This is a genomic window from Streptomyces sp. NPDC030798, assembly GCF_055572275.1.
In genome coordinates, this window is record NZ_JBVIDR010000002.1 from 377,310 (window position 1) to 390,186 (window position 12,877).

Consider the following 12,877-nt stretch of genomic DNA (forward strand, 5'->3'; position numbering starts at 1 on the left):
CCCACGGCGCCTCTGAAGCGCGTACGACGGGCCCTGGGGACTGTCCCCGGGGCCCGTTCGTCGTCTATGGGGCGACAGCGGAGCCCCACGCGCTACGCCCCCGGCGAACACCCGCATTCCCGGGATTCCCCGAAGGGACCATCGCGTTAGGGTCCATGAAAGGCAGAACAATGAGACGGCCCGGCGCCGTCGCAAGACGAGCAGGTGGATACGTGACGAATCTGATGCCCTCCGCCGCCGGCGAGCCTTCCATCGGTGGTGGCCTCGGCGACCAGGTCTACAACCGGCTGCTCAACGAGCGGATCATCTTCCTCGGCCAGCAGGTTGACGACGACATCGCGAACAAGATCACCGCACAGCTGCTGCTCCTTGCCGCCGAGCCGGACAAGGACATCTACCTGTACATCAACAGCCCCGGTGGCTCGGTGACGGCCGGCATGGCGATCTACGACACCATGCAGTACATCCCGAACGACGTGGTCACGATCGCCATGGGCATGGCGGCCTCGATGGGCCAGTTCCTGCTCACCGGCGGGAGCGCCGGCAAGCGCTTCGCGCTGCCCCACGCCGACATCATGATGCACCAGGGCTCCGCGGGCCTCGGTGGCACGGTCTCGGACATCAAGATCCAGGCCGAGTACCTGATGCGCACCAAGAAGCGCATGTCCGAGCTGACCGCGCTGCACTCCGGCCAGACGGTCGAGACGATCATCCGCGACGGCGACCGCGACCGCTGGTTCACCCCGGAAGAGGCCAAGGAGTACGGTCTCATCGACGAGATCATCACGCACGCCTCGGGTGTTCCGGGAGGCGGCGGCACCGGTGCCTGACCGGCCCGGCCACGCCACGCACCGCCACGACCCCAGCCCCCAGAACGCCACCAGGACGGTGAACACCCTCATGAGCAACTTCCCCGGCGCCGCCAGCGGCATGTACGAAGGGCCCCGGCCCGACAGCCGCTACGTCATTCCGCGCTTCGTCGAGCGCACCTCCCAGGGCATCCGCGAGTACGACCCGTACGCGAAGCTCTTCGAGGAGCGCGTGATCTTCCTGGGTGTCCAGATCGACGACGCGTCCGCCAACGACGTCATGGCGCAGCTGCTGTGCCTGGAGTCGATGGACCCCGACCGGGACATCTCGATCTACATCAACAGCCCCGGTGGCGACATGACGGCCCTCACGGCCATCTACGACACCATGCAGTTCGTGAAGCCGGACATCCAGACGGTGTGCATGGGCCAGGCGGCCTCCGCCGCGGCCATCCTGCTCGCCGCCGGCACCCCCGGCAAGCGCATGGCGCTGCCGAACTCCCGCGTGCTGATCCACCAGCCGGCCGGCTCCACCGGCCGCGGTCAGCTCTCCGACCTGGAGATCATCGCGAACGAGTTCACCCGGATGCGTGAGCAGCTGGAGAACATGCTGGCCAAGCACTCCAACCGGCCGATCGAGCAGGTCCGCGAGGACATCGAGCGCGACAAGATCCTCACGGCCGAGGAAGCGCTCGAGTACGGCATCGTGGACCAGATCATCTCCACCCGGAAGATGAACAACGCCTCGGTCCGCTGACGCGGAGCGGCGACTCGCGGGCCCCCTTGGCAGGGAGCACGTCAAAGTGAACCCTGCCAAGGGGGACCCGAACACGGGGCCCGGCAAGGTACCGTCGGACATAAGGCAGCACCAGGAGCCGCTGGACTCGGAAGCGTCCGGGCGTCTCCCAGGCGAAGGGGAAGCACACCGTGGCACGCATCGGTGACGGCGGCGATCTGCTCAAGTGCTCGTTCTGCGGCAAGAGCCAGAAGCAGGTCAAGAAGCTCATCGCAGGTCCCGGTGTGTACATCTGCGACGAGTGCATCGATCTCTGCAACGAGATCATCGAGGAAGAGCTCGCGGAGACCAGCGAGGTGCGCTGGGAGGAGCTGCCCAAGCCGCGGGAGATCTACGAGTTCCTCGAGGGCTACGTGGTCGGCCAGGAGGCCGCCAAGAAGGCGCTCTCGGTCGCGGTGTACAACCACTACAAGCGGGTCCAGGCGGGCGAGAACGGCGGCGCCCAGGGCCGCGACGACGCCATCGAGCTGGCGAAGTCCAACATCCTGCTGCTCGGCCCCACGGGCTCCGGCAAGACGCTCCTCGCCCAGACGCTCGCGCGCATGCTGAACGTGCCCTTCGCGATCGCCGACGCTACGGCGCTGACGGAGGCGGGGTACGTCGGCGAGGACGTGGAGAACATCCTCCTGAAGCTGATCCAGGCGGCCGACTACGACGTCAAGAAGGCCGAGACCGGGATCATCTACATCGACGAGATCGACAAGGTGGCGAGGAAGAGCGAGAACCCCTCGATCACCCGGGACGTCTCGGGCGAGGGCGTCCAGCAGGCCCTCCTCAAGATCCTCGAGGGCACCACGGCCTCGGTCCCGCCCCAGGGCGGCCGCAAGCACCCCCACCAGGAGTTCATCCAGATCGACACGACGAACGTCCTGTTCATCGTGGGTGGCGCCTTCGCCGGCCTGGAGAAGATCATCGAGGCCCGGGCGGGAGCGAAGGGCATCGGCTTCGGCGCCACGATCCGCTCCAAGCGCGAGCTGGAGTCCAAGGACGTCTTCGAGGACGTCATGCCGGAGGACCTGGTCAAGTTCGGCATGATCCCGGAGTTCATCGGCCGTCTCCCGGTCATCACCTCGGTCCACAACCTGGACCGCGAGGCACTCCTGAAGATCCTGGTCGAGCCCCGCAACGCCCTGGTCAAGCAGTACCAGCGGCTGTTCGAACTCGACGGCGTGGAACTCGACTTCGAGCGCGAGGCCCTGGAAGCCATCGCCGACCAGGCCATCCTCCGCCAGACCGGCGCCCGCGGCCTGCGCGCCATCATGGAGGAGGTCCTGATGTCGGTCATGTACGAGGTCCCGTCCCGCAAGGACGTGGCCCGCGTGGTCATCACCCCCGACGTCGTCCACTCCAACGTCAACCCGACCCTGATCCCCCGAGACGCCCGCGGCCGGGGGGCGGGGGAGCAGAAGACGGCGTAGCCGCCACCAGACACGCGCGAAGGGGCCCCGGTCACCCGACCGGGGCCCCTTCGCGCGTGTCGAACCGTCGGCCTCGACATCGGCGCGCGGGTGTCACAGCTTGACGCGGATCTCCTCGCGCACCTTCGTGGTGATGTCAACCGCCGTGTCCTTGTCGACACCTCCCGTGTTGTCGCCCGGGGACACCATGGCGACCGTGCTGTAGTCGGACCACACGCAGAACCAGTCGGTCGACTCCCGCTTCGTGAGGGAGTTCGTGCTCTGCGTCGCCTGGCACTTCATGAGAGCGCCGTCGATGTCGACGTCCTCCGGCTGGCCGAGCAACTTGACCTTGCCGCTGGTGCTCGAGGAATCGGACGACCCGCTGTCGTCGACCTTCTTGTTGTTGTCCGAGATCTGCTGGGTGAGGGCGACGAAGTACTTGTCCAGCGCCGCTTCGGGATCCGCGATCTCGCCGTAACCGCCCACCATGGTGAGGCCCTTGGCCGTCAGCAGGTCGCTCTGGCTGGGCAGTTTGCTGGGGTCGGGATGCTCCGGGTCGTAGTCGCCGAAGTCGGCCGTGGACCACTGGCCGACGACGGCCTTTCCGCCCTTGACGCCGGCCTTGGTCAGGTACTTCACCGTGGTCGAGTCGCTGCTCTCTCCGCCCTTGCCGACGCGCTTGTAGTCACTGAGCACGGTCGACGGAGTCGTCAGCTTGTGCGCACCGTCATTGGACAGACCCGATCCACTCCCGCTGAGCACGAAATACGCCCCCACCGCGATCGCCGCGACGACGGCCACCGCGCCGATGACCAGGCCCGTCTTCTTCTTGCCGCCCTCCGGGAGCGGGGCCTGGGGAGGCATGCCGTAGGGCTGCTGGCCGTAGGGGCCCGGCTGCTGGCCGTACGGGTTCGGCTGCGGGGGGACGCCGCCCTGCTGCGGGTAGCCGTACCCGGGCTGCGGGGGAGCCGGAGGGGCCTGCTGGGGGTAGCCGTAGCCGGGCTGCGGGGCCTGCGGCTGCTGGCCGTACGGGCCCGGCTGGCCGTAGGGCCCGGGCTGGCCGTACGGGGCAGGCTGCCCCGGCTGGCCGTACGGTCCCGGCTGCTGGGGCGGCTGGCCGTACGGGCCCGGCTGGTTGTTGCTCATCTCTGGGTTCCCCTCCAGATGCCTTATGTGTTCCTGACATCCTGGCCCAGCCCCCCGAACCGCACGGCACCGGGGGCCGCACCGTTACAGAACAAACGCGTTTCGGGACGGCCCCGTGACACCTCTAAACTGACCCCCGTGACCGAGAACGCTCAGCAGCAGCCACCAGCGCCCGACACCGAACTGCCGACCCAGTACGCGCCGGCCGATGTAGAGGGGCCGCTGTACGAGCGCTGGGTAGAGCGCGGTTACTTCGAGGCGGACGAGAAGAGCGACAAGCCGCCGTACACCATCGTCATCCCGCCGCCGAACGTCACCGGCAGCCTGCACCTCGGGCACGCCTTCGAGCACACCCTCATCGACGCCCTGACCAGGCGCAAGCGCATGCAGGGCTACGAGACGCTGTGGCAGCCCGGCATGGACCACGCCGGTATCGCCACGCAGAACGTCGTCGAGCGGGAGCTGGGCAAGGAAGGCAAGTCGCGGCACGACCTGGGCCGGGACGCCTTCGTCGAGCGCGTCTGGCAGTGGAAGGCCGAGTCCGGCGGGCAGATCAGCGGCCAGATGCGCCGCCTGGGCGACGGCGTCGCCTGGTCCCGTGAGCGCTTCACCATGGACGAGGGCCTTTCCCAGGCCGTCCAGACCATCTTCAAGCGCCTCTACGACGACGAGCTGATCTACCGCGCCGAGCGCATCATCAACTGGTGCCCCCGCTGCCTGACCGCGATCTCCGACATCGAGGTCGAGTACCAGGACGACGACGGCGAGCTGGTCTCCATGACGTACGGGGACGGGGACGACACCATCGTCGTCGCCACCACCCGCGCCGAGACCATGCTCGGTGACACGGCCGTCGCCGTGCACCCCGAGGACGAGCGGTACAAGCACCTCGTCGGCAAGCTCATCAGGCTCCCGCTCACCGACCGCTCCATCCCGGTCGTCGCCGACACCCATGTCGACCCCGAGTTCGGCACCGGCGCCGTCAAGGTCACCCCGGCCCACGACCCGAACGACTTCGAGATCGGCCAGCGGCACGACCTGCCGTCCCTCACCGTGATGGACGAGCACGCCGTCATCACCGCGCACGGCCCCTTCCAGGGCCTGGACCGGCTCGAGGCCCGCTCCGCCATCGTCGCCGCCCTGCGCGCCGAGGGCCGGATCGTCGCCGAGAAGCGGCCGTACGTCCACTCGGTCGGCCACTGCTCGCGCTGCAAGACCACCATCGAGCCGCGTCTGTCCATGCAGTGGTGGGTCAAGGTCGGCCCGCTGGCGAAGGCGGCCGGTGACGCCGTCCGCGACGGCCGGGTCAAGATCCACCCGCAGGAGATGGAGAAGCGGTACTTCGACTGGGTCGACAACCTCCACGACTGGTGCATCTCGCGCCAGTTGTGGTGGGGCCACCGCATCCCGGTCTGGTACGGACCCGAGGGTGAGGTCGTCTGCGTCGGGCCCGACGAGCAGCCGCCGAGCGGTGAGGGCTGGCGTCAGGACACCGACGTCCTCGACACCTGGTTCTCCTCCGGCCTCTGGCCGTTCTCCACGCTCGGCTGGCCCGAGCAGACCGAGTCGCTCGCGAAGTTCTACCCGAACTCCGTCCTGGTCACCGGCTACGACATCCTCTTCTTCTGGGTCGCCCGGATGATGATGTTCGGGCTGTACGCGATGGACGGCACCCCGCCGTTCCACACCATCGCCCTGCACGGCATGGTCCGCGACCAGTTCGGCAAGAAGATGTCGAAGTCCTTCGGCAACGCGGTGAACCCGCTGGACTGGATGGACAAGTACGGCTCCGACGCCCTCCGCTTCACCCTCGCGCGCGGCGCCAACCCCGGCGTCGACGTCCCGATCGGCGAGGACTGGGTCCAGGGCTCCCGCAACTTCGCCAACAAGATCTGGAACGCGACCCGCTTCGCGCTGATGAACGGCGCGACGGTTCAGGGCCCGCTGCCGGAGCCGTCCGCGATGTCGGCCACGGACCGCTGGATCCTCTCCCGCCTCAACTCGGTCGTCGCCGAAGTCGACGCGTACTACGACGACTTCCAGTTCGCCAAGCTCTCCGACGCCCTCTTCCACTTCGCGTGGGACGAGGTCTTCGACTGGTACGTCGAGCTGTCCAAGACGACGTTCCAGGCGGGTGGCGAACCGGCCGAGGTCAGCAAGCGAGTCCTCGGCGAGGTCCTCGACGTCACCCTCAGGCTGCTGCACCCGGTCGTCCCGTTCGTCACGGAGACCCTGTGGACCACCCTCACCGGCGGCGAGTCCATCGTCATCGCCGAGTGGCCGGCCGACAGCGGCTTCCGCGACCGGGCGGCCGAGCGGGAGATCGAGTCCCTCCAGTCCGTCATCACCGAGGTCCGCCGCTTCCGCGCCGACCAGGGCCTGCAGCCGGGGCAGCGCGTCCCGGCCCGCCTGACTCTCGACGGCACGGCGCTGGCCCCGCACGAGGCCGCCATCCGCCAGCTCCTCCGCCTCCAGCCGGAGGGCGACGCCTTCACGGCCACGGCCACCCTCCCGGTCGCCGGCGCCGAGGTCGCGCTCGACCTGTCCGGCACGATCGACGTGGCCGCCGAGCGCAAGCGGCTGGCGAAGGACCTGGCCGCCGCCGAGAAGGAGAAGGCCCAGGCCAACGCCAAGCTCGGCAACGAGGCGTTCCTGGCGAAGGCCCCGGAGAACGTGGTCGACAAGATCCGCACGCGCCTGGCCAAGGCCGAGGAGGACATCGCCCGCATCACCGCCCAGCTGGAGCGGCTGCCGCAGGCGTAGCCGTCCGTAGGCGACAGGGCCCCCGGAGCCGCGAGGTTCCGGGGGCCTTCGCGCGTCCGGGGGCCTTCGCGCGTCCGGGGAGAGGCGCTGCTCGCCGAGAGGTGCCTCCCCACGGGAGGCACCCGCAGCACTCACCCGTGCCGCCCCGGAGGCACGACTGCCCGCAGGCTGCGGTGGCGAGCAGCCGGCGGGAACCGCGACCCCCGTGGGGCGCGGGAACTGCGCGACCGGCCCCCACGCGCCCGCAGTCGGCCCACGAGACAAGCCACCCCATACCGGCGCCGCGAAGCCCCCGCCCGCTTTCGTAGACTGACCCCGTGAGCGACCACCCGGGCAACAGCGACACCCCCGACCCCCTCGGCCCCCTCGACGGAGTCGACGGCTTCGACGAGATCGTCGAGGCCGAGACCACCCGCGACCCCGACCTGGCGGTGATCGAGGCCGGCAGCCGCACCCTGCGCACCCAGGGCGGCGCACCGCAGGCCGACGTACCGGCGCGCCCCGAGGACCCGGAGGTCGACAGGGCGCTGCGCGCGGTCGAGACGGAGCTGGCCACCCGCTGGGGCGAGACCAAGCTGGAGCCCTCGGTCAGCAGGATCGCCGCGCTGATGGACGTGCTGGGCGAGCCGCAGCGGTCGTACCCCTCGATCCACATCACGGGGACGAACGGCAAGACCTCCACCGCTCGCATGATCGAGGCCCTGCTCGGCGCCTTCGAGCTGCGCACCGGGCGGTACACGAGCCCTCACGTGCAGTCGATCACCGAGCGCATCAGCCTGGACGGCGCCCCGATCTCGGCCGAGCGGTTCATCGAGACGTACCAGGACATCAAGCCGTACGTCGAGATGGTCGACGCCTCGCAGGAGTACCGGCTGTCCTTCTTCGAGGTGCTCACCGGCATGGCGTACGCCGCCTTCGCCGACGCGCCGGTGGACGTGGCCGTCGTGGAGGTCGGCATGGGCGGCTCCTGGGACGCGACGAACGTGATCGACGGGGACGTCGCCGTGGTCACCCCCATCGGGCTCGACCACACCGACCGGCTCGGCTCCACGCCCGGGGAGATCGCCGGTGAGAAGGCCGGCGTCATCAAGCAGGACGCCACCGTGATCCTGGCCCAGCAGCCGGTGGACGCGGCGCAGGTGCTGCTGAAGAAGGCCGTCGAGGTGGACGCCACCGTGGCCCGCGAGGGCCTGGAGTTCGGCGTGACCGCCCGGCAGATCGCCGTCGGCGGCCAGCTCCTCACGCTGCGCGGCCTGGGCGGCGAGTACCAGGAGGTCTACCTCCCGCTGCACGGAGCCCACCAGGCGCACAACGCGGCCGTGGCCCTCGCCGCGGTGGAGGCGTTCTTCGGCGTGGGCGCGCAGCGCGCGGAGCCGCTGGACATCGACACCGTCCGCAAGGCCTTCGCGGCCGTCTCCTCGCCGGGCCGCCTGGAGGTCGTACGGCGCTCTCCCACCGTCGTCCTGGACGCCGCCCACAACCCGCCGGGCGCGGAGGCCGCCGCAGAGGCCGTGCGGGAGGCATTCGACTTCACACGGCTCATCGGCGTGGTCGGGGCGAGCGGCGACAAGAACGTGCGCGGGCTGCTGGAGGCCTTCGAGCCGATCTTCGCGGAGGTCGTGGTCACGCAGAACTCCAGCCACCGCGCCATGGACGCGGACGAGCTGGCCGCGATCGCCGTCGAGGTGTTCGGCGAGGAGCGGGTGCAGGTCGAGCCACGGCTGCCCGAGGCCCTGGAGGCGGCGATCACGCTGGCCGAGGAGGAGGGCGAGTTCGCCGGTGGCGGGGTGCTGGTCACCGGGTCGGTCATCACGGTGGGCGAGGCCCGCCTGCTGCTGGGCAAGGGCTGAGGAGTTCCGTCGTGCGTACGCTGTGTTCGTCGACGCTGATCGGCGAGTTCTTCGTCATCGGGTTCGCGGGCCTCGTGGCCATGAAGGACCCGGGTCTGTCCACGTCGACCGTGTGGCTGGTCAGCGGCATCGCCATGGTGCTGTGCGTGCTGCTGTGCGGCGTGGTGACCCGGCCGGGCGGGGTCGCCCTCGGCTGGGCGCTGCAGATCGCCCTGATCGCCTCGGGTGTCTTCGTGCCGACGATGTTCTTCATGGGCGCGCTGTTCGCCGCCCTGTGGTGGGCCTCGGTCCACTTCGGCAGAAAGATCGACGAGGCCAAGGCCCGCTTCGCCGAGTCCGGCGCCTCCAAGGCTGACGCTGTGTGACGAGCGCAGGGCGCGCTCTTGTAACCTCGTGCCACCGCACATCGCAGACAAGGAGCACCTCGTGAGCCAGCGCACCCTCGTCCTCCTCAAGCCCGACGCCGTCCGTCGTGGCCTGACCGGCGAGATCATCAGCCGTATCGAGCGCAAGGCCGGCTGGCAGATCACCGCGCTGGAGCTGCGCACCCTGGACCAGGACACGCTGGAGCAGCACTACGGGGAGCACAAGGGCAAGCCCTTCTACGAGCCGCTGGTGGAGTTCATGGCCTCCGGCCCGGTCGTGGCCATGATCGTCGAGGGTGAGCGGGTCATCGAGGGGCTGCGCGCCCTGGCCGGCCCGACCGACCCGATCGCCGCCGCGCCCGGCTCCATCCGCGGGGACTACGGCGTGATCGTCCGCGAGAACCTGATCCACGCCTCCGACTCGGAGGAGTCCGCCGAGCGCGAGGTGAAGATCTTCTTCCCGGGCCGTGCCTGAGCGGCACGCGAGCGGATTTCCCACCGCCTTTTTTCTGACGGGCCCTCAGGCCTCGTCGTGAAACCGGCCTGGGACGGCCGTACGTTTTCGGCCGTCCCTTGGCATATGCCTTGCCGATCGGGGGAACGTGTGCCCCCGATGGACCGTCTCCACAAGCGAGGCGGCGCGCCATCTGATGACAATGGCGAAGACCCTCGCGCAGTGTTCGTGCAGGCGCGTTTACGATGGAAGCCTTCACGTCACAGCACCCGCCTCGCCGACCTGATATGCCCTCAAAAGCCCGGGAAGGCCAGATGAATCCGGATGGGGAACTCAATGTCGTTCATCGGCCGTGACATGGCTGTCGACCTCGGGACCGCCAACACGCTGGTGTACGTCAGGGGTCGCGGAATCGTGCTCAACGAGCCGTCCGTCGTCGCGATCAACACCAACACCGGTGGCATCCTCGCGGTCGGTGCCGAAGCGAAGAAGATGATCGGCCGGACCCCGGGCAACATCGTCGCGGTGCGTCCGCTGAAGGACGGGGTCATCGCCGACTTCGAGATCACGGAGCGGATGCTCCGCTACTTCATCCTCAAGATCCACAAGCGGCGGTACCTCGCCCGGCCGCGCGTCGTCGTCTGCGTGCCCTCGGGCATCACCGGCGTCGAGCGCCGCGCCGTCATCGAGGCGTCCTCCCAGGCCGGTGCCCGCCAGGTGCACATCATCGAGGAGCCCATGGCCGCCGCCATCGGCTCCGGCCTGCCGGTCCACGAGGCCACGGGCAACATGGTGGTGGACATCGGCGGCGGCACCACCGAGGTCGCGGTCATCTCGCTCGGCGGCATCGTCACCGCGCAGTCCATCCGCGTCGCGGGCGACGAACTGGACAACGCGATCATCCAGTACATCAAGAAGGAGTACAGCCTCCTGCTGGGTGAGCGCACGGCCGAGCAGATCAAGATCACGATCGGTTCGGCGTACGAGCTCGACGCCGACGAGCACACCGAGGTCCGCGGCCGCGACCTGGTCTCCGGGCTGCCGAAGACCGTCGTCATCTCGGCCGCCGAGGTCCGCAAGGCGATCGAGGAACCCGTCAACGCGATCGTGGACGCGGTCAAGACCACCCTCGACAAGTGCCCGCCGGAGCTGTCCGGCGACATCATGGACCGAGGAATCGTTCTGACCGGCGGCGGAGCCCTGCTGCGCGGCCTGGACGAGCGGCTGCGCCGGGAGACCGGCATGCCGATCCACATCGCCGAGGACCCCCTGGACAGCGTGGCGCTCGGCTCCGGCAAGTGCGTCGAGGAGTTCGAGGCGCTCCAGCAGGTCCTGGACGCCCAGCCGCGCAGATGACGCGACTCCCCGATTCCGCCGTACGAGATGATCTCCTCTCGTGCGGCGGATCGTTGATATAGAGGCACAAGCTCCCCCAAATGGGCCCCAAAGGTTTGCGTTTCACCATTCGCGCTCCGCCCAAAGGGCCCCTCGAATTCCTACTGAGGAAGGGCACGGCCGCCGCACGTGAGGGACACGAAAGAGAGCCGGCTGCTCCTGGTCCTGCTGATCGCCATCGCGTTCGCGCTGATCACGGTGGACATCCGCGGGGGCCGGAACTCCCCGGTCGACGGTGCCCGGCAGGCCGCAGCCGCCGCGTTCGGCCCCATCGAGAACGGACTGTCCTCGGCGGTCGACCCGGTCGGCAACGCCATCTCCGCCGTCCGCGACTCCGGCAGCCGCCACGACCGGCTCGCCGCGCTGGAGAAGGAGAACGCCGCCCTCAAGGCCAAGCTCGGCAGCGACGACCGCAACCGCAGCCGCCTCAGGCAGCTCGACAAGATGCTGAAGATCGCCGGCGAGGGCCAGTACGGCATCAAGGGCGCCCAGGTCATCGCCATCGGCGCGGCCCAGGGCTTCTCCTGGACCATCACCATCGACGCCGGCGCGAACGACGGCATCAAACGGGACATGACCGTCATCAACGGCGACGGACTCGTCGGCCGCGTCACCACCGTGGGCCCCGACACCGCCACCGTGCTGCTCGCCAACGACCCGGACTTCACCGTCGGCACCCGCATGGAGAACGGCGACGAACTCGGCTTCGCCTCCGGCCAGGGCGACCGCCCGCTGCGCGTGGAACTCCTCAACGGCAAGGCCGAGGTGAAGAAGGGCGACCGCCTCGTCACCTTCGGCTCCCAGGCCGACAGGCCGTTCGTGCCGGGCGTCCCGGTCGGCGTGGTCTCCCGCGTCGACCCCTCCGGCGGCGGCCTCACCCGTACGCTCTACGTCACGCCGTACGTCGCCTTCAGCAAGCTCGACATCGTCGGCGTGGTCGTCCAGCCCCCGAAGAAGGACCCGCGCGACGAGGTCCTGCCGGCCAAGCCCAAACCGGTCCCCACGCCGACGGTGACCGTCACGGTCACCCCCTCGGCCAACGCATCCGCCGACGGCGAGCAGCAGTAGGAGCTGACTTTTCCATGCGTGTCAACCGGATCCTGCTCTCCACCGCGCTGGTCGTCGTCGCCCTGGTGATCCAGGTCAGCGTGCTCGCCCGGCTGCACCTGCCGGGCGCCGTACCCGACCTGCTGCTGCTCACGGTCCTCGGCCTGGCGATGGTGTACGGCCATGTCGGCGGCGCCCTCGTCGGCTTCGGCGCCGGCCTGCTCGCCGACCTCGCCCCGCCCGCCGACCACGCCGCCGGCCGCTACGCGCTCGTGCTGTGCGTCATCGGCTACTTCGCCGGGCTCGTCCGGCCGGCGAGCGGCCGGCTGAAGTCGGCGACCGGCCCGATGGCCGTCGTGGTCGCCGCCGCCGTCGCCTCCACCCTGCTGTACGCGGGCGTCGGCGCCCTGGTCGGCGACACCGCCGCCCGCCATGTCGGCCTGCCCGGCCTGCTGTTCTCGGCCGCGCTGTACGACCTGCTGCTCGCGCCCTTCGTGGTGCCCGGCATCATGTGGCTGGCCCGCCGCTCCGACAACGACCCGCTCGCCGAGGTCGGGCCCGCCACCAAGGCCGGCGACATCTCCTCCGGCTGGCTCTCCTCCGGCACCGGCCTGCGCATCGGCAGCCAGCGCGGCGGCCTCGGCGCCCTGAAGGCCAAGGCCCGCAGCCGCTCCGCCCGGGTCGGCCGCATCAAGGGGGTCAAGCGCCTGTGAACCCCCGCGAGTTCACCCGAACGAGTCAGCTTTCGCGGAACGCGGCCTCACAGGCTGGTCGTTCATCATTCGTCGGTGCATCCGCCGTCCGAGCATCAGCCGTCCGCGCACCCGCATCCGCGTACTGAGAGGGGGAGAC

11 protein-coding genes are annotated in these 12,877 nt (G+C 69.5%); 10 read left to right on the top strand and 1 reads right to left on the bottom strand.

Going from position 1 to position 12,877, the window contains the following annotated elements:
• The first annotated feature begins 224 nt into the window (after positions 1-224).
• The 3 genes from ACZ404_RS06215 (at position 225) to clpX (ending at position 3,023) form a co-directional block, all read left to right on the top strand.
• Positions 225-830, top strand: a complete 606-nt coding sequence (locus tag ACZ404_RS06215; protein ID WP_468437160.1) for an ATP-dependent Clp protease proteolytic subunit — start codon at positions 225-227, stop codon at positions 828-830.
• Positions 831-900: 70 nt separating this feature from the next.
• Entirely contained in the window at positions 901-1,566 is a 666-nt protein-coding gene (locus ACZ404_RS06220) for an ATP-dependent Clp protease proteolytic subunit (protein ID WP_468437162.1), read from the top strand.
• A 170-nt stretch (positions 1,567-1,736) separates the two neighbouring features.
• Positions 1,737-3,023: an ATP-dependent Clp protease ATP-binding subunit ClpX gene (clpX, locus tag ACZ404_RS06225; protein ID WP_468436419.1), complete on the top strand. Its 1,287-nt coding sequence runs from the start codon at positions 1,737-1,739 to the stop codon at positions 3,021-3,023.
• A gap of 93 nt (positions 3,024-3,116) precedes the next feature.
• Here the strand turns inward: clpX and ACZ404_RS06230 are convergent, their stop codons facing one another.
• Complete coding sequence (locus ACZ404_RS06230; protein ID WP_468436420.1) at positions 3,117-4,151, bottom strand: hypothetical protein; 1,035 nt, start codon at positions 4,149-4,151, stop codon at positions 3,117-3,119.
• A gap of 138 nt (positions 4,152-4,289) precedes the next feature.
• On the opposite strand from ACZ404_RS06230, the gene ACZ404_RS06235 reads away from it, so the two are divergent.
• From ACZ404_RS06235 to mreD, 7 genes are all read left to right on the top strand, one after another.
• Positions 4,290-6,914, top strand: coding sequence for a valine--tRNA ligase (locus ACZ404_RS06235; RefSeq protein WP_468436422.1), 2,625 nt, complete (start codon positions 4,290-4,292; stop codon positions 6,912-6,914).
• Between the two features lie 317 nt (positions 6,915-7,231).
• The gene (gene folC / locus ACZ404_RS06240) at positions 7,232-8,764 is read left to right on the top strand and encodes a bifunctional tetrahydrofolate synthase/dihydrofolate synthase (RefSeq protein WP_468436424.1); all 1,533 of its coding nucleotides are present in this window, start codon (positions 7,232-7,234) and stop codon (positions 8,762-8,764) included.
• 11 nt (positions 8,765-8,775) lie between these two features.
• A complete protein-coding gene (locus ACZ404_RS06245; protein ID WP_468436426.1) occupies positions 8,776-9,129 on the top strand; it encodes a DUF4233 domain-containing protein in 354 nt (117 codons plus the stop codon).
• Positions 9,130-9,190: 61 nt separating this feature from the next.
• Positions 9,191-9,604, top strand: a complete 414-nt coding sequence (ndk, locus tag ACZ404_RS06250; protein ID WP_061923039.1) for a nucleoside-diphosphate kinase — start codon at positions 9,191-9,193, stop codon at positions 9,602-9,604.
• Positions 9,605-9,919: 315 nt separating this feature from the next.
• On the top strand, positions 9,920-10,939 hold the full coding sequence (locus ACZ404_RS06255) for a rod shape-determining protein (RefSeq protein WP_116151120.1): 1,020 nt from the start codon (positions 9,920-9,922) through the stop codon (positions 10,937-10,939).
• A 168-nt stretch (positions 10,940-11,107) separates the two neighbouring features.
• Positions 11,108-12,046, top strand: a complete 939-nt coding sequence (gene mreC / locus ACZ404_RS06260; RefSeq protein WP_468436428.1) for a rod shape-determining protein MreC — start codon at positions 11,108-11,110, stop codon at positions 12,044-12,046.
• Between the two features lie 14 nt (positions 12,047-12,060).
• Positions 12,061-12,738: a rod shape-determining protein MreD gene (mreD, locus tag ACZ404_RS06265; RefSeq protein WP_468436430.1), complete on the top strand. Its 678-nt coding sequence runs from the start codon at positions 12,061-12,063 to the stop codon at positions 12,736-12,738.
• Positions 12,739-12,877: the final 139 nt, after the last annotated feature.